This is a genomic window from Halomonas garicola, from assembly GCF_055382465.1.
In genome coordinates this window covers 15,008-34,804 of sequence record NZ_AP043931.1, presented here as the reverse complement: position 1 = coordinate 34,804, position 19,797 = coordinate 15,008, and the positions used below count along the sequence as shown (strand labels likewise).

Genomic DNA, 19,797 nt, shown 5'->3' with positions numbered 1-19,797 from the left:
TGAGAATGAGGGGGCGTTACTGCTGATGGATCAGCACCTGGGACTGCCACTGGCGCGGCAGCTGACGGGCGCTCTTTTCCCAGGCATCGAAGTCTTCTACCGGCCGAGCGTTGGCATACTGCGCATTGGGCAGCAGCTTGGCGGCGATATCCTCGGGGAGCGTCAGGTGCTGGGCGCGGATCGGCCGCGCATAGCCCTCGGCCAGGTTGAACTGGCCCTCATCGGAGAGGATGTACTCGCGAGCCAGCTTGGCGGCGTTGGGGTGCGGCGCATGCTTGTTGATGATGGTGGCGTAGCCCGAGGTGACCGAGGCGTCGGAAGGAATCACCACGTCGAAGGCCTCGCGGTCGATCTGGTCACGATAGTTCAGGGCATTGAAGTCCCACAGCAACGCAACTTCGACCTCCCCTTTCTCCAGGTTGGCAATGCTGGGATTCGCCAGTGACAGGCGTCCCTGACGTGCCAGCTCGGCAAACAGCTCCAGTCCTGGCGTCAGGTTGCTTTCATCGCCACCGTTGGCATAGGCGGCCGCCAGCACAGCGCTGTTGGCCTGAGCGGCCTGACCCACGGCGCCCACCGCCACGGTGTAGTCACCTTCGGTCAGATCAGCGAAGGTGCGCGGACGCTCTCCTTCCGCAACCAGCTGCTTGTTGCTCATAAGGGCAATGGTGCCGGTATAGCCGAGCATCCAGTGGCCGTCTTCATCTTTAGCCCAGTCGGGAATCTCCTCCCAGGTCGTCGGCTTGTAGGGCTGGGTCACGTCTTCCGCCACGGCAATCGGGCCAAAGCTGATCCCCACGTCACCAATATCGGCAGTCGCGTTCTCGCCCTCGGCCTTGAACTTGGCGATCTCCTCGGCGGAGCTCATGTCGGTGTCCATGTGCTCCAGACCATAGTTCTCCTTTAGGTCGGCCCAGGTGTCTTTCCAATTGGCCCAGGTATCCGGCATGCCGACGCTGTCGACACGGCCCTCCTCCTGGGCGGCGGCGATCAGTTCTGACAGGTCGGAAGTCGCATGTGCCTGGCCGGCGAGAAGCGTTGTCCCCAGAGCGGCGGTCAGGGTGAGTCGAAGCAGCGTCGAGCGTGTCGGGTTCACGGTGTGGCTCCATGCAGATGATCAGGATGAAGCCGCCATCTGGTCTAATTCAGAAGCGGCCGACAGGAGGCACAATAGAGGTCAAACATGACAAAGGCGTGTCAATTGAATGGTTGGCCGGGGCTCCTGGCGCCAGTCAAGACGCTCCCACCCCTCGACTCGGGCTATCTCGGCCAACACCGGGTCGGGGTTGACCACCACCGGGCGATTCACTCGATTGAGCAGCGGCAAATCGTTCTTGGAGTCGGAGTAAAAACTCAGGTGACTGGCGGTGGCATTATGCTCGGTCAGCCAGGCCTCCAGCCGGGTGACTTTGCCGCCCCGGTAGGAGAGCACACCAGTGGTATCGCCGGTAAACACACCCTCGTCGAGGGCCGGCTCCACGGCGATCACCTGCTCGATGCCCAATTGCTTGGCCACTGGCGCTACCAAGTGTTGCGACGAGGAAGAGATCAACAGCAGTCGGTCTCCCTGGCGGCGGTGGTGGGCCATCAGTTTATGTCCCTGGGGAAACACTCTCGGTACGATGCGTATGGTGACGAAGGCTGCCACCTCGATGGCGACCTCCTCCGCGTGACGGCCCACCAGCGGCGAGAGGGTGAAGGCCAGATATTGCTCCAGCCGAAGCCGGCCCGCATGATAGGCCGCATTCATGGCCTGGGTGCGTGCCAGGTACTCTCCGGGGGAAGCAATCCAGCCACGCTCCACCATCCAGTTGTTCCATAGCGCGCTGCAGTCGCCATCCAGCAAGGTGTCGTCGAGATCGAAAAGGGCAAGGCGCATGACAGTCTCCAATTGGTCGAGCATCAGCGATCCATATCCTGCCGCCTCCCCGTGACGGAGGCATGACATCGAGCAGACGTCATCCCCCTGCCATCCGTCTGCCATGGAACCGCAATCAATCATACGCGAGAGCTCCCCCAGCTTTAGCTGTGGGTAGGGTCACCGTTTGTTCATGACACTGTCGCCGTCTCGTCATGGTGGCCCGGCATACTCTGGGACAAGACCTGCCTGGCCGACCGACGACGAGGAAAGCCCCATGCGTATTTGTCTAGTCAGCGAGACCTGGCCACCCGACATCAATGGCGTTGCCCACACGCTCAGCCACCTCGCGGACCAGCTGCACGATCGTGGCAGCGCCCTGCAGCTGGTCCGGCCCCAGCCCCGCCAGGGCTGGCACCAGGAGCGACACCCTGGGATACGGGCGGAGTTGCTGGTGCGCGGTCTGGCGCTTCCCGGCTACCGGGAAGTCCGCCTTGGCCTGCCTGCCCCGCGTCGCCTCAAGCGCCTATGGCAGGATCAGCGCCCCGACGTCGTCTATCTGGCCACCCAGGGACCGCTTGGCTGGTCGGCGCGCAGTGTCGCCCGGCGCCTGGGCATCCCGGTGGTGGCGGGCTGGCACACCAACTTCGACCACTACTGCCACGATTACCATCTTCCCTGGGTAGCCCCGGCCGTACTCAGCGCCCTGCGCCGCTTTCACAACGGCTGCGCGGCCACGCTGGTACCTACCCACGCCCTGGCGGCGAGACTAGCGGAACAGGGCTTTCAAAACCTGGAGGTAATGGGTCGCGGCATCGATGGTGAGCGCTTCTCGCCTCTCCATCATGATTCGCTGCTGCGCGAGCAGTGGGGTGTCGGCGAGCACCAGCCCGTGGCGCTCCACGTGGGCCGGCTCGCCTCGGAGAAAAACCTCGTACTGCTCGAGGAGAGCTTTCGCGCTCTGCTCGAAGCCCGCCCTGACATGGCCCTGGTCATCGTCGGCGATGGTCCGGCACGACAGCGGCTTCAGCGCGCGTTACCCGATGCGCACTTCACCGGCTTCGTACCGCGCGAGTCGCTGGCCCGCTACTACGCGAGCGCCGACCTCTTTCTTTTTCCCTCGCTCTCCGAGACCTGGGGCAACGTGGTGCTGGAGGCCATGGCCAGCGGCCTGGCGGTGGTGGCCTTCCGCCAGGCCGCGGCCGCCGAGCTGATCGACCACGAGCGCAATGGCCTGGCCATTGCCCCGAACGACGACGCAGGCTTTCGCGACGCGGCCGTTAGGCTCTGTCAGCATCCGGACTGCTATGCCCGGGTGGGGCACGCGGCGCGCCAGCGCGCCCTCGAGTACCGCTGGTCGGCCATCGCCGATACCTTTCTCACCGTTCTCCAACGGGCCCGGGAAAGTCCCCATGAAATCGCGCATCCCTGCGGCGTTTGACCGCCTCGACCTGCTGGAGTGGCGGCTCTGCCAGCGCATTGCCCGCTTCAGCCTCTACCGCCCCTGGCTAGGCACGCTACGCTTGGCCAGCAAGCTCGGCGACTGGCCGGTGTGGGTGGCGTTGATCGCCGCCCAGCCATGGCTACAAGAGGAAGGTGGGCTTACCTACCTGCTGCAGTACAGCCTCACCGCCCTGCTGGCGATCGCCGTGTATCGACTGGTCAAGACCCGGTTATGCCGTGAGCGACCCTTCATTACTTTCCGCGCACGCATCACCTGCCTGGAGTCCGCACGCGACCGCTATAGCTTCCCCAGCGGTCACACCATGCACGCGGTGATGTTCTGCGTGCTTACTGGCGCCCATGCTCCCGCTCTGCTTCCCTGGCTGGTACCGCTGACGCTGCTGATTGCGGTGGCACGGGTCGGGCTCGGCCTGCACTATGTCAGCGACGTGATCGCCGGCGGTGCCATCGGTTACGCCTTCGCCGTGACGAGCCTGGCTCTGGCGGGCTGATACAGCCCAGACTGCAAGTCCAGCGACCAGGATTGGATAGGGACCAGTGCTGGGCAGAATGTCTTGCCGCAGGCTCGACAGATGTAGCGGCGACGGACCACCCAGAGGGTGATCCGCTTTGCGTGGATGGATAGATCGCGATAGTCCACATCGCGCTTGCTGAACCTGGCAAGCTCACCCTCTACGTCGCACTCCTCGCAGGCTAGAGGCTCAGAAGCTTCGACTTGGTAGTGGAGATCATGCTCTTCTATCTTGGTGCCCAAGATGTGGTACTCCGCCAGATGGAGAACGTTGTCAGCAAGGTGCATCATGTCTTGAGCGTTTTCGTGGAAAATATCGATTATCGGGATAGTGCCTGTCTGATTGGCATGGATGGCGATGCCCAGCTACATAGTGATGAGAATGCCGCTACTGGCCAGGATAACCACCACTGCCCAAGCGGGCAGCTTCCAGACGCTGAGCAAGAGAAAGCCTGCCAACGCTAAGGCGAACTCGTTGAGACCAAGAATGGCGCTGGTCCAGACCGGTTGATAAAGGGCAGCACCCAGAATACCCACGACTGCCGCATTGGCGCCGCGCATCAGCGCCTGAGCGCTGCCCCAGCGGCGAAATCGGCTCCAATGGGGCAGCACTGCCACCAGCAACAGCATTCCGGGCAGGAAGATCATCACCAGCGCCAGGGCAGCACCGAACAGGCTGCCGCTGAGCGGTACCATCACCGCGCCCAAATACGAAGCAAAGGTAAACAGCGGCCCCGGCACAGCCTGGGCGGCACCATAACCTGTCAGAAATTCATCCGCACTGACCCAGCCGGATTGCACCACTTCGGCCTCCAGCAACGGCAGCACCACATGCCCGCCGCCGAACACTAGAGCGCCGGCGCGATAGAAGGCATTCATGACCGCCAGGATTGCGGTGGGGCTGATCCAGGCCAGCAACGGCAGGCCGAATAACAGAGCAACGAAGGTCAGCCCCACCAGGTGGCCAACACGAGCCGAAACAGGCAGTGGCAAGTCGTGAACGTCTACTGCGACGTAGGCCCGACACAGCACTATGCCGGCCATAGCACCGATCACGATGGCGGCTACCTGGCCCAGCGGGCCGCTAACCAGCACCACAGTGAACACCGCGGCCAACGCAATACCGGCGCGCCCAGGATCGGGACAGAGACTGCGGGCCATGCCCCATACGGCATGAGCGATGATAGCCACTGCCGTCACCTTTAGGCCGTGGATGATGCCCTGGCTGACAGGGCCATCAAGCACGGAAGAGCCCAAGGCGAATAGCACCAGAACAACAGCCGAGGGTAGGGTGAATGCCGTCCAGGCCGCTGCCGCACCCCAAGGACCGGCACGCACCAGCCCCAAGGCGAAACCCACTTGGCTGCTGGCTGGTCCCGGCAGAAACTGGCATAGCGCTACCAGATCGGCATAGGCTTGTTCGGAGAGCCAACGACGCCGTTCCACAAACTCGGTGCGAAAGTAGCCAAGGTGGGCTATTGGGCCGCCAAAGGAAGTCAGGCCCAGCAGCAGGAAGGCGCTGAAGACTTCTCTAACACGCCCTGAGGGGCGTGGCGTATGGCTCATCGATCGGATTCCTTGTCATCGTTCTGCAATGTCCAGGTTTCGTTACTCATGGCCTAGCCCTTCAGCCGTAGCGGCCGGTAATATAGTCCTCGGCCTTCCTGGTATGCGGTGTCGAGAACATCGTCCTGGTGTTGTTGTATTCGATCATTTCCCCCAGATGGAAAAAGGCCGTGTAATCGGCGATTCGCGCGGCCTGCTGCATGTTGTGGGTGACCGTGATGATGGTGTAGCGACGCTTGAGCCGGTCCATTAGATCCTCGATGGTCGCCGTGGAAATCGGATCCAGCGCCGAGGTCGGCTCGTCCATCAGGATAACCTCCGGCTGCACGGCAATGGCGCGGGCGATGCACAGGCGCTGCTGCTGACCGCCAGAGAGCGAGGTGCCGGGCTGGTGCAGCTTGTCCTTGACCTCCTCCCACAGGCCCGCATCGCGCAGCGAACTTTCCACCAGCGCCTCCACGTCGGCCTTGCGGCTGACGATATCGTGCATGCGCGGGGCATAGGCCACGTTGGCATGGATCGACTTGGGAAAGGGGTTGGGCTTCTGGAACACCATGCCCACTCGGCGGCGCAGCGCCACTTCGTCCACCTTGGCGGCATTCACGTCTCGCCCGCCCATCTCCACCAGGCCTTCGATGCGCACCCTGGGAATCAGGTCGTTCATGCGGTTCAGGCAGCGCAGGAAGGTCGATTTGCCACAGCCGGAAGGGCCAATCAGCGCGGTAATGTTGTTCTGGTAGATATCCAGGCTGATGGATTTGAGCGCCTGAAACTGCCCGTACCAGAGATCGAGATCGCGCACTCGCACGCTGAGCGCATGATTGGCGCTGTCGTTGCGGCTCACCGGCTCACCGCGCGAAGATCGGTTCATGGACGAGATACTCGTGGGTGAAACGTGGCTATTCATGCTCATACTCATATTGGTTTGTCCTCTATGGCGCCTGCGCTACCAGCGGCGCTCGAAGCGCCTGCGCAACACCACGGCGGTGGCATTCATGGTGATCAGCACCGCCAGCAGCACCAGGATGCCGCCCGAGGTTTTCTCGATAAAGGCGCGATCGGGCTCGCCCGCCCAGGTGAATATCTGCGCCGGCATCACCGTGGCGGCCTCGGTGAATGAGCCGCCGATATCGGGAATAAAGGCCACCATACCGATAATGATCAGCGGCGCAGTTTCGCCCATGGCCTGAGCCAGACCAATAATCGCGCCGGTCATGATGCCGGGCATCGCCAGCGGCAGCACATGGTCGCGTACCACCTGCCAGCGCGAGCAGCCAACGCCGAAGCCGGCATGACGAATGGAGTCCGGCACGCTGCGCAGCGCCGTGCGGGTCGAGATGATGATCACCGGCAGCGTCATCAGTGCCAGCGTCAGTCCGCCGACCAGCGGCGAAGAGCGCGGCACGCCGAAGAAGTTGATGAAGATCGCCAGCCCCAACAGGCCATACAGAATCGACGGGATCGCCGCCAGGTTGTTGATGTTGATCTCGACCAGCTGGGTGATGCGGTTGTCCGGCGCAAACTCCTCCAGATAGATCGCCGTCATCACGCCAATCGGAAACGCCACCGCCAGGGTAACCATCAGGGTCAGCACGGTCCCCACGGCGGCCGAGGCGATGCCGGCAAGCTCGGGCATCTTGGAGTCGCCGCTGGTGAAAAACCGCGTATTGAAACGCAGCTCGGCCCGGCCCTCGTCCTGCAGCCGATTCACCGTCGCCTTGTCGCGCTCGCTCAGCTTGCTGTGATGGCCCTTCAGGTACTGGTCGACCTGGCCATCGGCCAGCACCCACTCGCTGCGCGTGGTACCTTGAAGCGCCGGGTCGTCTCGCATGCGCGATGGAATCAGGCGCAGATAGCCGCGGCTGACCAGCGGGCGCACCGCTTCAGACACGGCCGCCAGCGGCAGCTGGCTGGCCTGCTCGCTGTAGTCGACCTCGACCTGAATCTGCGCCTGCTTGAAGGCCGGCAGCCCCTTGATCAGCATGTCGGTGAAAAACAGCACCAGAAAGAGGCCGGCAAGGCCAAGCGCCCCCATGGACAGCGCTTTCAGACGCCGGGTCTTGCGATGCCGCCGCCGAAGCTGGGCCTCGATATGATCCAACGCTTGTGTCATCCCAGTGACTCCTCGGCTTAGAGATTGTTGACCCGGTACTTGTCACGAAAGCGGCGAATCATGATCACCGACACCAGATTCAGCATCAGGGTCACCGCGAACAGCACCAGTCCCAGGGCAAAGGCTGACAGCGTCTCGGCGCTGGCAAACTCCTGATCCCCGGTCAGGGCGGCAACGATACGCACCGTCACGGTGGTCATGTTTTCCAGCGGATTGGCGGTCAGGTTGGGCAGCATGCCCGCCGCCATCACCACGATCATGGTTTCACCCAGCGCCCGGGACACCGCCAGCAGCGAGGCCGAGACAATGCCGGGCAGCGCCGCCGGCACCACCACGTCGCGAATCGTCTCGCCATGGGTCAGACCGAGCGCCAGCGCGCCCTGGCGCATGCTGTCAGGCACCGAATGGATCACGTCATCGGACAGTGAAGAGATGAACGGAATGATCATGATGCCCATGACGATGCCGGGCGCCAGGGCGTTGTTGAAGTCGGCCTTGAGGCCGAACAGCTGCGCTGTTGCAACGATCAGCGGCGCCACGGTAATCGCCGCGAAGAAGCCGTAGACCACCGTGGGAATACCCGCCAGCACCTCAAGCACAGGCTTGGCGATGCCGCGCACGCGCGAGCCGGCGAACTCCGCCATGTAGATGGCCGACAGCAGGCCGATCGGAATGGCCACCAGCATGGCGATCGCGGTGATCATGAAGGTGCCGGCAAACAGCGGCAGCGAGCCGAATTGGGCGGCGCTGGCGCCCTCCTCGGCGCGACCGGCGGCCGTCAGAAAGCTGGCACCGGGGTTCCAGACGGTTCCGGTGATAAAGCCCCAGAAGCTCTGCATTTGGAAGAAGCGCACTGCCTCATTGATGATCGAGACCAGAATGCCCAGGGTGGTGAGAATGGAGATCAGCGTGGCCCCGGCCAGCATAAAGCGAACAAACGCCTCGACGGCGCGCCGTGCATGAAACCCGGGTCTGACCATGGCGATGCTGCCCATCAGGCCCAGGCAGGCCACGGCGATACTGACCACCAGCAGCATGGCGGTGGAAATCTTCGCCCCGACCAGCAGCATGGTTACGCTACCGACCAGGCTCACTGCCAGCGCCGGCGCGGCGGTAGAGAGCACGCCAAACCAGCCGTACTGATCGGGCTGGGCGTGCATCGAAGTGCCGTTGGCGCGCACCCTGGCCGCCTTGGCACGCGCCGCGAAGAAGGCGATCAGCCCCAGCACCGCCAGGGCAACGCAGAACAGGGCAAGGAGTTGATCGGTGTGCATAACTGTCTCTTGAAATGATCATCCACGGATAACGCTGATACCTGGTTCGCCACGCCGCCACTGGCCGGCAACCCATCGGGCTGCCGGCCCGCTGTATTGCGTCGCAGGGCCTATGACAGCGCCTCAGTTCAGCTCGCTCAGCTCGAGTGCAACGCGACTCTCAACCTCGTCACGCGCCGCGTCGCGCAGGTCCTGTTCTGCCGGGATCAGACCGATTCCCTTGAGATAGCCCAGCTCACCAATCATCTGCTCGCTCATGAACAGCTCGGCGTAGGCATACAGGGCCGACACCTCGTCAGCGTGCTGATTCTTGATATAGAAAAACAGCGAGCGCGATACCGGATACTCGCCGCTACCGATGGCCTCGGGGGTCGGTGCCACACCATCGATGCTCGAGCCCTGCAGGCTGTCGGCGTTCTCCTCGAGGAAGGAGTAGCCAAAGATGCCGAAGGCGCTGGTATTCTCGACAAGACGCCTGACGATCAGGTTATCGTTCTCACCGGCATCGATATAGGCGCCGTCGGTACGAATATCGGTGAAACCGTCATCGCCATAGGCATCCATTGCCTCGGATGCTGCCTCCATCACCAGCTCCTCGAAGGCGTCCCGAGTCCCGGACGTGGTCGGCGGCCCATAGACAGCGATTTCGCGGTCCGGCAGGGCGGCGTCGATCTCGCTCCAGCGGCTGTAAGGGTTGTCGACCAACTTACCATCCACCGGCACCTTGGCGGCCAGGGCCAGGAACAGCTGTTCGCGGGTCACATCCATCGCCGGGTTCGCGCCGGACTGGGCAAAGGCGATGCCGTCGTAGCCAATGAAGGCTTCGGTAATATCGGTGACGCCATTCTCGGCGCAGCGCTCGAACTCGGAGGGCTTGATGCGGCGGGAGGCGTTGCTGATGTCTGGGGTGCCTTCGCCGACGCCGTTGCAGAACAGCCGCAGGCCGCCGCCGGAGCCGGTGGATTCAATGACCGGCGTCGGGTAGTCGGTGATCGCCCCGAACTCCTCGGCCACGTAGCTTGCGAAGGGATACACCGTGCTGGAGCCCACGATGCGAACCTGATCACGGGCCTGGGCAACACCGACAGCGCCGATGACGGCGGCAGCGAGGACGGTAGTCTTGAAAGCGCGGTTCTTGAAGGTACGGTTCATGAAAAGTGCTCCTGGTGCGAGAAGTATTCGTCTTTTCGTGATGCCGAAGATGACCTACAAAGATGACAGCCGCATGACAGCCAGGAAAAAAATCGATCCGCTGCCATGCTCTGTTGCAAACCTCCTTGAAGAACTGTCGTATCGTATCCATTCAGCGTGGCGCTTCATCTAACTGCAATATTGTTTCGCTAACCTTTGAGGTTGCGCCATGACCTGCTTATGTCGCCGTAAAGCACTGCTGGAGACATGCCCCGTTGCGCACCTCTGCTGCTTTACCCATCCGCGCCTGAGGCGTATCGACGATGACATGGTCGGGCATATGATTTGTTACCTGCGCCCGTGGAGGACCACCGATGAGCACAACAAGCGAATCCCACCGCCAGCATATTTCCCGCCAGTTCAACCAAGAGCTGGAGGCATTGAAAACGCACCTGATGACCATGGGCGGTCTGGTCGAAAAGCAAGTACAGGATGCAACCCGCTCGCTGCTCGAGGCGGACACGGCACTGGCTCAGCGGGTGGTAGCCAACGACCGTCGCGTCAATGACATGCAGGTCAAGATCGACGACGAGTGCACCCTGCTGCTGGTACGTCGCCAGCCGGCGGCCTCGGATCTGCGTCTTGTGCTAGCGGTGACTCGCGCTACGTCGGATCTCGAGCGCATCGGCGACGAGGCCGGCAAGATCGCCCGCAACGCGCTGGAGCTGGTCGAGAGCAATTCGGGAAACCGCGGTTTCGTCGAGGTGCGGCTCATCAGCGAGCACGTGCGCAGGATGGTCAGCGATTCACTGAGCTCCTTCGCCCACTTCGATACCGAGCTGGCACTAAAGGTGGTGCGTGAAGACGATCATGTCGACAGCGAATACAAGACCGCCATGCGCTCACTCATGACGCTCATGATGGAAGATGCGCGGGCGATCTCGCCGGTGCTGAGCATCATGTGGATGCTGCGCTCGCTGGAGCGCATTGGCGATCATGCCAGCAATCTGGCTGAATATGTGATCTACCTGGTCAAGGGGATGGACGTGCGCCATCAGAATCCTGACGAGGTAGCCTGTAGTATCAGGGCCGAGGATGGTTCCCCCCCAGTGTCGGGATGAGTGTCGCACCCTCTGAGACCCTGTTTCTATAAAACGTTAGGGGGCGAAAAGAGGCCCGCGCCGAGGCGCGTTGCCTACCTGACTCGCTGGGCAAGGGCGCCAATGGCTGGTCTTCCCGGGACAAGTTCAGCGCCGTGGTCGAGACCGCCTCGATGAACGCCCAAGAGACCGCGGAGTACTGCCGGCGACGCGGCCTCTATCCAGAGCAGCTGGAGCGCTGGCGTCACGATTGCGAGCAGACCGCCAGCCTGTCATATACGGAACGCCAGCGTGAGGCTGATGAGGCCAAGCAGCAGCGCAAGCGTATCAAGACACTGAAGAAGGAGCTGGCCCGCAAGAACGCGGTCCTGGCTGAAACGGCGGCGCTGCTGACACTGCGAAAAAAGCGCAGGCGATCTGGGGGACGGGGAGAACTACCGGCTGAAGCAGAAGGTGCTCAGCTGACGATCACGGGTGGGACAGTTTTATTGACCGAAAGTGGGTCACTTCTGATGGCTATTGACAGCGGCCTGCCGTGAGCTGGGCATCACCGCCCGCACGCACCAGCGATGGCCCCGTGACGGTGATATCCGCGAGGACCAGCGGCCTTTGGTCGAGCGGCCGGTGCCGGCTAACGCCCTGACGCCGGCCGAAGAGCAGGCGATCCTCGACGTATACCACCTAGGCCACCGGCAAGCTCTTATGGGGTAACGACGGTTGCTAACCCGCTTTACCGTGGCTTAGAGTAGTGTCTCTCGCTTGACGGGGTGTCGGTAATTCCGGCTGAGACAGCGCAATGGTAGCGCTGACCCGTTGAACCTGATCCGGCTAATTTTTCCGTCATGCCGACGGAGAAGGGTACCGGCGTAGGGATCAAGCACTGGTGCACTTCCGGCCGCTGATGGTCTTCGGCGCGTCTTTACTACCCAACCAGTCTCCCACGCCTCCCTGGCCACTACCAAGGGAGCTTTTTTGCATGTCTTCAGTGATTTCCACATCGTCTTCGACGTCGCATTTTCTCGCCGAAACCGCCATGGTCGACGATGCGGCGATTCAGCCGCTGCCCGGCTCGCGCAAGGTCTACGTCGAAGGCTCGCGCTCGGATATTCGCGTGCCGTTTCGTGAAATCTCTCTCTCGCCCACTCAAACCACCGACGTGCCCGAGGAAAATCCGCCGCTGCTGGTGTACGACACCTCCGGCCCGTACAGCGACCCCGAAGTGCAGCCGGATTTGCGCCGGGGGCTTGCCGAGCTTCGCCGTTCCTGGATTGAAGAGCGCGACGATACCGAGTTTCTCGACGGCCCAACCTCGGATTACGGCCGCCGTCGGGCCAACGACCCCATGCTCGCGCCGCTGCGCTTTGAGCTGACGCGCACGCCGCGCCGGGCCAAGCCGGGCAAAAACGTCACCCAGCTGCACTACGCCCACCAGGGAATTATTACCCCGGAGATGGAGTTTATCGCCATCCGCGAAAACCAGCGGCGTCAGGCCTTTTCTGCCGAGTACGCCGGCAGCGAAGAGGTCGAGGCGATTTTAGGTCACCAGCATGCGGGGCAAAGTTTTGGCGCCAATCTGCCCGAGGAAATCACCCCGGAGTTTGTCCGCGCTGAAGTCGCCGCCGGCCGCGCGATCATCCCATGCAATATCAACCATCCGGAAACCGAGCCGATGATTATCGGGCGTAACTTTCTGGTCAAGATCAACGGCAACCTGGGCAACTCGGCGGTGACGTCATCCATCGAGGAAGAGGTCGACAAGATGACCTGGGGCATCCGCTGGGGCTCGGATACCGTCATGGACCTGTCTACCGGTCAGAACATCCACGAAACCCGCGAATGGATCATCCGCAACGCGCCGGTGCCCATCGGCACGGTGCCGATCTATCAGGCGCTGGAGAAGGTCAAGGGCGTGGCAGAAGACCTCACCTGGGAAGTATTCCGCGATACCCTGATCGAGCAGGCCGAGCAGGGCGTGGACTACTTCACCATCCACGCCGGCGTGCGCCTGCGCTATGTGCCGCTGACCGCCAAGCGGGTCACGGGGATCGTCTCCCGGGGCGGCTCGATCATGGCCAAGTGGTGCCTTTACCACCATCAGGAAAGCTTCCTCTATACCCACTTCGAAGAGATCTGCGAAATCTGCAAGCAGTATGACGTAGCGTTCTCGCTGGGCGACGGCCTGCGCCCGGGCTCGGTGGCCGATGCCAACGACGAGGCTCAGTTTGCCGAGCTGGAGACCCTGGGCGAGCTGACCCGCATTGCCTGGAAACATGATGTTCAGGTGATGATCGAAGGCCCCGGCCACGTGCCCATGCACCTGATCAAGGAGAACATGGACAAGCAGCTCGAAGAGTGCGACGAAGCGCCGTTCTATACTCTGGGGCCGCTAACCACCGATATTGCCCCGGGCTACGACCACATTACCTCAGGGATAGGCGCGGCGATGATCGGCTGGTACGGCTGCGCCATGCTCTGCTACGTCACGCCCAAGGAGCACCTGGGCCTGCCCAACAAGGATGACGTCAAAACCGGCATCATCACCTACAAGATTGCCGCCCACGCGGCAGATCTGGCCAAGGGGCATCCGGCCTCACAGCGTCGCGATAACGCGCTATCCAAGGCACGCTTCGAGTTCCGCTGGGAAGACCAGTTCAACCTGGGGCTGGATCCGGACACCGCGCGGGAGTTCCACGACGAAACCCTGCCCAAGGACTCGGCCAAGGTGGCGCACTTCTGCTCCATGTGCGGCCCCAAGTTCTGCTCGATGAAGATCAGCCACGAGGTTCGCGAATACGCCGCGGCCAACGGGCTCTCCGGCGATCAGGAAGCCGTGATGGCGGGCATGGAAGAACAGGCGAAGAGATTCCGTGAGGAGGGCGCTGAGCTGTATCAGGAAGTCTAGATCGCTAAGTATCATCGTCAAAACGCACCGCCGAGCATCTGGCGGTGCGTTTTGTTATGCGCCAAGCATGGCGCGTAGCATCGACAGGTGTAGTGGTCTAATTGCCTCGGACACCTCGATAGGTGGATCATTCACCGATTGAGGAGAGCCCTAAATGACTCAAAAACGCAGATCGTTCGACCCAGCCTTCAAACTGCAAGTTGTACAGATGATCACCGAGCATGGCCTGAGTATCACTCAGGTTTGCCGGGACATGAATCTTGGCGAGACGGCGGTGCGCCGATGGCTTAAACAGTTCAGTGCCGAGCTGTCAGGCCAAACGGGGATCGGCAAGCCTCTCACAACCGAGCAACGGCGTATTCGTCAGCTGGAAATGGAAAACCGGCAACTTCGACAGGATAATGATCTGTAAAAAAAGCGTCCTTACGCTCAACGGATCAGCTGCAACAGAAGGCCCATCCAGTAGCCCCTTGTGCCGGCTACTGGGCGTGAGTCGATCAGGTTACTATGCCGCTCGCCAACGGGCTCGCGCGCCCGCTAAGGCATGCCCGGCCACAACTCACCTGAAAGCCGCCTTTACGGCATCCAATCAGACCTATGGTTGCCGACCGACGTCTGCGCGCCGCCCTGCATAGTCGGGGCGTCATGGTGGGGCGGCACCGTCTCCGAACTCTTATGCGCAACAATGGCATTCGTCCGGTCTGGAAGCGCAAGTTCATCCACACGACGAATAGCCACCATACGCTGCCGATCGCCGAGAACGTGCTGAACCGCCAGTTCGAGCCCGCTGCGATGAATCGTGCCTGGGTCGCTGACATCACCTACATCCGCACGCGCAGCGGTTAGCTGTACCTGGCCGCTGTGATGGACCTCTTTTCGCGTACGCCTTGCAGATGGCCCTGGCCCAACGGCAGCCTCCGCCAGGCCTGATCGTTCATTCGGACAGGGGTAGCCAGTATGCTAGCGATGCTCATCGCGCCTTGCTGGCCCAGTATGAGTGGAGCGGTCGACGACAAAATCGCTAGACATGACCTGATGGTATCCGCCTACCTCGGGGTGGCGAATATTGGCTTCGTCAGCGATTGATAGAGTGTCTTCTATTCGGAGAGGAAATTGCTCGCAGATGTCGGTAACAGCGGGGTTCCATTCAAGCAACAGGAAGGCTGCCAGTTCTGTATCAGAAAAAAATGATGGGTTCGCCCGGTAAGGTGCCCCATCACCCGGTGCGAGCGCCCCCTGGAGGATAGGTCTCTGACCGTCAGCCAAGGACGGTAATCACTACCGCTACCTTTGCCGCGCTCTTCTTTAATCCATTTTTCCGTTTTTTTATCTAGTTTGCAGCTGGCCATTCCCTATACCCCTTGAGGAGAATAGCCTGACTTTGCCACATCAGCTTCCTGTTACCAACTCTATTTCAAAGTTACCAACTAATTTACCCGGTTACCAACTTTATTACCATCCTACATTTCTTCAGCCAAACCTACCTGCGCCTACTCCACCGTGACGCTCTTGGCCAGGTTGCGCGGCTGGTCAACGTCGGTGCCCTTGAGCACTGCGACGTGGTAGCTCAGAAGCTGCAGCGGCAGGGTGTAGAGCAGCGGTGCCAGAGCTTCGTGGACGTGGGGTAGGTGAAGCACGGAAACGTCGTCTTCGCTGTCGTCGATGCCGACGTTTTCGTCGGCGAACACGAACAGCTCCCCGCCCCGGGCGCGAACTTCCTGAAGGTTGGATTTCAGCTTTTCCAGCAGGGCGTCGTTGGGCGCCACCGAGATCACCGGCATTTCGCTGTCCACCAGCGCCAGCGGGCCGTGCTTGAGCTCGCCGGCGGGGTAGCCTTCGGCGTGAATGTAGGAGATTTCCTTGAGCTTGAGCGCGCCTTCCAGGGCGATGGGAAAGTGCGCGCCGCGCCCGAGAAACAGCGCGTGATGCTTTTCGGCAAAGGCCTGGGAAAGCACTTCGATCTCGGCGTCCAGCGAAAGCACCCGATGGCAGATATCGGGCAGCGCCTTCAGCGCGGCGACGATGCCGGCCTGCTCGCTGCCCGGGGCCTCTTTGCTCTTGTCCAGCGCCAGCGTCAAAAGCATCAGCGCCACCAGCTGAGTCGTGAAGGCCTTGGTCGAGGCAACGCCGATCTCGGGGCCGGCCCGGGTCATCAGCGCCAGGTCGGACTCGCGCACCAAAGAGCTTCCCGGCACGTTGCAGATGGCAAGCGTGCCCAGATAGCCAAGCTCCTTGGCAAAGCGCAGCGCGGCCAGGGTATCGGCGGTTTCCCCGGACTGGGATAGCGTGACGAACAGCGTGCCGTCGGCCACTACCGGGTGGCGGTAGCGAAACTCCGAGGCCACCTCCACCTGTACCGGCACGCCGGCGTAGCGCTCAAGCCAGTAGCGCGCCACCAGCCCCGCGTGGTAGCTGGTGCCGCAGGCGATGATGTGGATCTGGCGGGTTGCCGCGAACAGCGGCGGCGCTTCGGGGCCAAAGCTTTCCGCGAGCACGCTTGTCTCGCCCAGACGGCCTTCCAGCGCGGCGTTGATGACGGTGGGCTGCTCGAAGATTTCCTTGAGCATGAAGTGGCGGTAGTCGCCCTTGCTCGCCGCCCCGTCGGCGTATTCATAAACCTGCACCGGGCGCTCGACGGCCTGGCCGTCGCGGTCGACGATATGGACACGGCCGCCGTTCTTGAGCTCGACCAGATCTCCCTCTTCCAGGTAGATAAAGCGGTCGGTCACCTGAAGAAGCGCCAGCGGATCCGAGGCCAAAAAGGCCTCATCGATGCCCACGCCCACCACCAGCGGGCTGCCCTGGCGGGCGCCGATGACCACGCCGGGCTCGCTGGGGCTCATGACTCCCAGCGCGTAGGCGCCGCCCAGAGTACGCACGGTCTGCTGAACCGCCTCGAACAGCGTGGCGCCGCCGTCAAGGGTGGCCGCCAGGCGATGGGCGATGACTTCGGTGTCGGTCTGGGAGGTAAAAGCGTAGCCGTCAGCCTCAAGCTCCTGCTTGAGCGCCTCGAAATTTTCGATGATGCCGTTGTGCACCACGGCCACTCGGTCAGCGCTGTGGTGCGGGTGCGCGTTGGCTTCGATGGGCTTGCCGTGGGTCGCCCAGCGGGTGTGGGCAATGCCGGCCTTGCCCGGCAGCGGCGAGTCCGCCAGACACTCATCCAGCGCCGCGACCTTGCCCACGGCGCGGTGGCGCGTCAGCGTATCGCCGTGCATCACCGTCATGCCGGCAGAGTCGTAGCCGCGGTATTCCAGCCGTTTAAGGCCTTCCAGCAATATGCCCTGGACGTTGCGCTGGGCAACGGCGGCGACAATGCCACACATAGTTTTTCTCCTTGTTTAGCCTGGATCTTGTGGTTAATCGCGCTTTTTCGGGCGCGGCCAGTCGGCTTTTTCGCGCTGGGGTGCCCGGGTAATGCCCAAGGCATGGTCGGCCACGTCCCGGGCGATGGTCGAACCGGCGCCCACGGTGGCGCCCTGGCCCACGTTAACCGGCGCTACCAGCGCGGTATTGGAGCCGATAAAGGCGTCGTCGTCGACTCGGGTGCGGTGCTTGTTAACGCCGTCGTAGTTGCAGGTAATCGTCCCCGCGCCGATGTTCACGCCGCGCCCCAGGGTGGCGTCGCCGACGTAGCTCAGGTGGTTGATCTTGCTGCCCTCACCCACGTCGGCGTTTTTGGTTTCAACAAAGTTGCCTACCCGGGCGGCTACCGCCAGCCGGGTGCCCGGGCGCAGCCGCGCGTAGGGGCCGATGGCGTTGCGCCCGGCGGCCACGCACTGCTCCAGCACGCTGTGGCTTTCGACCACGCTGTCGGCGCCGACGGTGGCATTTTTGATCAGGCAGTAGGGGCCGATATGCACGCCCTCGCCCAGGCTGACCTCGCCTTCGAACACGCAGCCGACGTCGATGAAAACGTCGTGGCCGCAGGTTAAGGTGCCGCGCACGTCAATCCGCGCCGGATCGGCCAGGGCCACGCCGTCGGCCATCAGCTGCTCGGCCCGGGCGTGCTGCAAGGCGCGTTCCAGCCCGGCCATCTGGGCGCGGTTATTGACGCCCTGAACTTCCATCGGCGTCGCCGGCTGGGCCGTGGCCACGCCCACGCCGTCCTCGGCGGCCATGGCGATCACGTCGGTGAGATAGTATTCGCCCTGGGCGTTATCGGCGGAGAGCCTTGGCATCCAGCGCTTGAGCTGGGCGGCGGTCATCGCCATGATGCCGGTGTTGCACTCGGTCAGCGCCAGCTCCTCGGCGCCGGCATCCTTCTGCTCAACGATCGCCACGGCGTTACCCGCCTCGTCGCGCACTATGCGCCCGTAGCCGTCGGGGTTGTCCATAGTGACGGTCAAAAGCCCCATGTGCTTCTCGTCCACGCGCTCAAGCAGCGCCACCAGGGTATCCCGGCGAATCAGCGGGACGTCGCCGTAGAGCACCAGTACTTTGCCGTGCCCCAGCTGGTCGAGGGGCTGCGCCACGGCGTGCCCGGTGCCCTTCTGCTCGGTCTGAACGCAAAAGCGTATCGGCTGATCGGCCAGCGCCTCGCGCATGGCTTCGGCGCCGTGGCCGATCACCACGTGAGTGCGCTGGGGGTTCAGGCCCGCTGCCGTATCCAGCACGTGGCGCACCATGGGCTTGCCGGCCAGCGGATGCAGCACCTTGGGAAGCCGGGAGCGCATGCGCGTGCCCTTGCCGGCGGCGAGAACGACTATGTCCAGCTCGTCGTGCATAAGATTATCCTTGTGTCTCGGCGGAGGTAGCCCTGGCTACCTTGATCTTGTGGTCGGCCATGAACGCCTCGCCGATAAACTCGGCAAAGGCGGGGCTGGCCAGGCTCTGCCAGCTGTCTTCGTCGCGCACCAGCATCAGCACCTTGAGATCAAGCGCCTGCGCCAATGCCATACCTTCCTCGCCGCCCAGCACCGTCATTGCCGTAGCCCAGGCGTCTGCCCGGGCGTTGGAGGGATGCACCACGGTAACCGAGGCAAGCGAATGGTTGATGGGCCGGCCGGTGCGCGGATCAATGGTGTGCGAAAAGCGCTGGCCGTCCTGCTCGAAGTAGTTGCGGTAGTCCCCCGAGGTGGCTACCGACATGCCCGCTAGCGGAATCACGTACTGGGCGCTGTGGCCGCTGCTCTGAGGCTTTTCAATACCGACCCGCCACGGCGTCTGCTCGCCGGGGTCACGATAACCGCTGGTGGTCAAGTCACCGCCCAGATTGACCAGGTAGTTGTCGATACCCTGCTCATCGAGATACGCCGCCACCCGGTCGGTGGCGTAGCCCTTGGCCACGGCGGAGAGATCGACAAAGACGTCGCGGCGACGCCGGGCCCGGCTGCCTTCGGCGTCAACCTCCAGGGCGTCAAAGCCCACCTGCTCAAGACGCGCGTTGAGCTCGTCGTCCTCGGGCACGCTTTCCGGGCGGGCCTCGGGGCCGAAGCTCCAGAGGTTCACCAGCCCGCCGATGGTCACGTCGAACGCCCCGTCGCTCTGCCGGGAAATCTGCTGGCTGATCGACATGACCTTGACCAGCGGCGGCGGCAGCGACTGCCACTCGTCAAGGGGCGCCTGGTTGAACGCGACCAGGTCGCTATCGTCGCGGTAGGTGGACATGGCCTCGTCCACCCGCTCGAGCTCGTCAAGAAACCCGTCTTCCAGGGCGTCCTGAGCGCTCTGGTCCAGGGTATCTGCCACGGTGATCTGGTAAAACGTGCCGAATACGCTGCCCTCGAAGCGCGCCGGCGTCGTGGTCTCCTGACCGCCGTCGCAGCCGGCAAGGAGCCCCAGCGCCAGAAGCCCCAGCCCGGCGCACAGCGCTTTCAATGGTGCCTGTTGCATGATGATGGTTTACCTTGATTTTTCTGTATCGTTGCCCGTCGGC

18 protein-coding genes, 2 pseudogenes and 1 riboswitch are annotated in these 19,797 nt (G+C 62.6%); of the genes and pseudogenes, 9 read left to right on the top strand and 11 right to left on the bottom strand.

Annotated elements, in window-relative coordinates; genetic code table 11:
* Window positions 1-16: 16 nt before the first annotated feature.
* A complete protein-coding gene (locus ACZ46Y_RS00360; RefSeq protein ID WP_311946552.1) occupies window positions 17-1,096 on the bottom strand; it encodes an ABC transporter substrate-binding protein in 1,080 nt (359 codons plus the stop codon).
* A gap of 81 nt (window positions 1,097-1,177) precedes the next feature.
* Window positions 1,178-1,903, bottom strand: a complete 726-nt coding sequence (locus tag ACZ46Y_RS00355) for an HAD family hydrolase (RefSeq protein WP_311954770.1) — start codon at window positions 1,901-1,903, stop codon at window positions 1,178-1,180.
* Window positions 1,904-2,135: 232 nt separating this feature from the next.
* Between ACZ46Y_RS00355 and ACZ46Y_RS00350 the strand changes: the two genes are divergently transcribed.
* Both ACZ46Y_RS00350 and ACZ46Y_RS00345 read left to right on the top strand, forming a co-directional pair.
* Window positions 2,136-3,299, top strand: coding sequence for a glycosyltransferase family 4 protein (locus ACZ46Y_RS00350; RefSeq protein ID WP_311954771.1), 1,164 nt, complete (start codon window positions 2,136-2,138; stop codon window positions 3,297-3,299).
* Window positions 3,271-3,813, top strand: coding sequence for a phosphatase PAP2 family protein (locus ACZ46Y_RS00345; RefSeq protein WP_311946549.1), 543 nt, complete (start codon window positions 3,271-3,273; stop codon window positions 3,811-3,813). The genes ACZ46Y_RS00350 and ACZ46Y_RS00345 overlap by 29 nt, the downstream gene beginning before the upstream one ends.
* A 44-nt stretch (window positions 3,814-3,857) precedes the next feature.
* On the opposite strand, the pseudogene ACZ46Y_RS00340 reads toward ACZ46Y_RS00345, so the two are convergent.
* The 6 genes and pseudogenes from ACZ46Y_RS00340 to ACZ46Y_RS00315 form a co-directional block, all read right to left on the bottom strand.
* Window positions 3,858-4,124: pseudogene (locus tag ACZ46Y_RS00340) on the bottom strand (transposase family protein); the annotation flags it as partial.
* A gap of 75 nt (window positions 4,125-4,199) precedes the next feature.
* Window positions 4,200-5,399: a chromate efflux transporter gene (chrA, locus tag ACZ46Y_RS00335; RefSeq protein ID WP_311954772.1), complete on the bottom strand. Its 1,200-nt coding sequence runs from the start codon at window positions 5,397-5,399 to the stop codon at window positions 4,200-4,202.
* A gap of 61 nt (window positions 5,400-5,460) precedes the next feature.
* Window positions 5,461-6,270: a phosphate ABC transporter ATP-binding protein PstB gene (pstB, locus tag ACZ46Y_RS00330; RefSeq protein WP_376717204.1), complete on the bottom strand. Its 810-nt coding sequence runs from the start codon at window positions 6,268-6,270 to the stop codon at window positions 5,461-5,463.
* Between the two features lie 75 nt (window positions 6,271-6,345).
* Window positions 6,346-7,512: a phosphate ABC transporter permease PstA gene (gene pstA / locus ACZ46Y_RS00325; protein WP_311946660.1), complete on the bottom strand. Its 1,167-nt coding sequence runs from the start codon at window positions 7,510-7,512 to the stop codon at window positions 6,346-6,348.
* A 17-nt stretch (window positions 7,513-7,529) separates the two neighbouring features.
* Window positions 7,530-8,786, bottom strand: a complete 1,257-nt coding sequence (gene pstC / locus ACZ46Y_RS00320) for a phosphate ABC transporter permease subunit PstC (protein WP_311946659.1) — start codon at window positions 8,784-8,786, stop codon at window positions 7,530-7,532.
* Between the two features lie 123 nt (window positions 8,787-8,909).
* Window positions 8,910-9,938: a PstS family phosphate ABC transporter substrate-binding protein gene (locus ACZ46Y_RS00315; RefSeq protein ID WP_311946658.1), complete on the bottom strand. Its 1,029-nt coding sequence runs from the start codon at window positions 9,936-9,938 to the stop codon at window positions 8,910-8,912.
* On the opposite strand from ACZ46Y_RS00315, the gene ACZ46Y_RS00310 reads away from it, so the two are divergent.
* From ACZ46Y_RS00310 to ACZ46Y_RS00280, 7 genes and pseudogenes are all read left to right on the top strand, one after another.
* A complete protein-coding gene (locus ACZ46Y_RS00310; protein WP_311946657.1) occupies window positions 9,937-10,110 on the top strand; it encodes a hypothetical protein in 174 nt (57 codons plus the stop codon). The genes ACZ46Y_RS00315 and ACZ46Y_RS00310 overlap by 2 nt on opposite strands.
* Window positions 10,111-10,291: 181 nt before the next feature.
* On the top strand, window positions 10,292-11,038 hold the full coding sequence (gene phoU, locus ACZ46Y_RS00305; RefSeq protein WP_311946656.1) for a phosphate signaling complex protein PhoU: 747 nt from the start codon (window positions 10,292-10,294) through the stop codon (window positions 11,036-11,038).
* Window positions 11,039-11,172: 134 nt separating this feature from the next.
* The gene (locus ACZ46Y_RS00300; RefSeq protein ID WP_464380054.1) at window positions 11,173-11,556 is read left to right on the top strand and encodes a hypothetical protein; all 384 of its coding nucleotides are present in this window, start codon (window positions 11,173-11,175) and stop codon (window positions 11,554-11,556) included.
* Window positions 11,557-11,770: 214 nt separating this feature from the next.
* Window positions 11,771-11,907: riboswitch (TPP riboswitch) on the top strand.
* An 86-nt stretch (window positions 11,908-11,993) separates the two neighbouring features.
* Complete coding sequence (gene thiC, locus ACZ46Y_RS00295; RefSeq protein WP_311946655.1) at window positions 11,994-13,919, top strand: phosphomethylpyrimidine synthase ThiC; 1,926 nt, start codon at window positions 11,994-11,996, stop codon at window positions 13,917-13,919.
* Window positions 13,920-14,073: 154 nt separating this feature from the next.
* Window positions 14,074-14,331, top strand: a complete 258-nt coding sequence (locus ACZ46Y_RS00290; protein WP_311949877.1) for a transposase — start codon at window positions 14,074-14,076, stop codon at window positions 14,329-14,331.
* A 185-nt stretch (window positions 14,332-14,516) separates the two neighbouring features.
* Window positions 14,517-14,585: pseudogene (locus tag ACZ46Y_RS00285) on the top strand (hypothetical protein); the annotation flags it as partial.
* Between the two features lie 9 nt (window positions 14,586-14,594).
* On the top strand, window positions 14,595-14,765 hold the full coding sequence (locus tag ACZ46Y_RS00280) for a hypothetical protein (protein ID WP_464380096.1): 171 nt from the start codon (window positions 14,595-14,597) through the stop codon (window positions 14,763-14,765).
* Between the two features lie 644 nt (window positions 14,766-15,409).
* On the opposite strand, the gene glmS is transcribed toward ACZ46Y_RS00280, so the two are convergent.
* The 3 genes from glmS to ACZ46Y_RS00265 are packed head-to-tail and all read right to left on the bottom strand — an operon-like array spanning window position 15,410 to window position 19,754.
* Window positions 15,410-17,245, bottom strand: a complete 1,836-nt coding sequence (gene glmS / locus ACZ46Y_RS00275; RefSeq protein WP_311954773.1) for a glutamine--fructose-6-phosphate transaminase (isomerizing) — start codon at window positions 17,243-17,245, stop codon at window positions 15,410-15,412.
* 33 nt (window positions 17,246-17,278) lie between these two features.
* Window positions 17,279-18,646 (bottom strand): bifunctional UDP-N-acetylglucosamine diphosphorylase/glucosamine-1-phosphate N-acetyltransferase GlmU, encoded by a 1,368-nt coding sequence (glmU, locus tag ACZ46Y_RS00270; RefSeq protein WP_311954774.1) that lies wholly within the window; start codon window positions 18,644-18,646, stop codon window positions 17,279-17,281.
* Window positions 18,647-18,650: 4 nt separating this feature from the next.
* Window positions 18,651-19,754: an FAD:protein FMN transferase gene (locus tag ACZ46Y_RS00265; RefSeq protein ID WP_311954775.1), complete on the bottom strand. Its 1,104-nt coding sequence runs from the start codon at window positions 19,752-19,754 to the stop codon at window positions 18,651-18,653.
* Window positions 19,755-19,797: the final 43 nt, after the last annotated feature.

Bases quoted from the DNA above. Each gene is read 5' to 3' on its own strand.
- pstA (WP_311946660.1), bottom strand. From the start codon at position 7,512: ATGACACAAGCGTTGGATCATATCGAGGCCCAGCTTCGGCGGCGGCAT.
- glmS (WP_311954773.1), bottom strand. From the start codon at position 17,245: ATGTGTGGCATTGTCGCCGCCGTTGCCCAGCGCAACGTCCAGGGCATA.
- pstB (WP_376717204.1), bottom strand. From the start codon at position 6,270: ATGAACCGATCTTCGCGCGGTGAGCCGGTGAGCCGCAACGACAGCGCC.
- ACZ46Y_RS00315 (WP_311946658.1), bottom strand. From the start codon at position 9,938: ATGAACCGTACCTTCAAGAACCGCGCTTTCAAGACTACCGTCCTCGCT.
- glmU (WP_311954774.1), bottom strand. From the start codon at position 18,646: ATGCACGACGAGCTGGACATAGTCGTTCTCGCCGCCGGCAAGGGCACG.
- ACZ46Y_RS00310 (WP_311946657.1), top strand. From the start codon at position 9,937: ATGAAAAGTGCTCCTGGTGCGAGAAGTATTCGTCTTTTCGTGATGCCG.
- ACZ46Y_RS00355 (WP_311954770.1), bottom strand. From the start codon at position 1,903: ATGCTCGACCAATTGGAGACTGTCATGCGCCTTGCCCTTTTCGATCTC.
- thiC (WP_311946655.1), top strand. From the start codon at position 11,994: ATGTCTTCAGTGATTTCCACATCGTCTTCGACGTCGCATTTTCTCGCC.
- pstC (WP_311946659.1), bottom strand. From the start codon at position 8,786: ATGCACACCGATCAACTCCTTGCCCTGTTCTGCGTTGCCCTGGCGGTG.
- ACZ46Y_RS00350 (WP_311954771.1), top strand. From the start codon at position 2,136: ATGCGTATTTGTCTAGTCAGCGAGACCTGGCCACCCGACATCAATGGC.
- ACZ46Y_RS00265 (WP_311954775.1), bottom strand. From the start codon at position 19,754: ATGCAACAGGCACCATTGAAAGCGCTGTGCGCCGGGCTGGGGCTTCTG.
- ACZ46Y_RS00345 (WP_311946549.1), top strand. From the start codon at position 3,271: ATGAAATCGCGCATCCCTGCGGCGTTTGACCGCCTCGACCTGCTGGAG.
- phoU (WP_311946656.1), top strand. From the start codon at position 10,292: ATGAGCACAACAAGCGAATCCCACCGCCAGCATATTTCCCGCCAGTTC.
- ACZ46Y_RS00290 (WP_311949877.1), top strand. From the start codon at position 14,074: ATGACTCAAAAACGCAGATCGTTCGACCCAGCCTTCAAACTGCAAGTT.
- ACZ46Y_RS00280 (WP_464380096.1), top strand. From the start codon at position 14,595: ATGCGCAACAATGGCATTCGTCCGGTCTGGAAGCGCAAGTTCATCCAC.
- chrA (WP_311954772.1), bottom strand. From the start codon at position 5,399: ATGAGCCATACGCCACGCCCCTCAGGGCGTGTTAGAGAAGTCTTCAGC.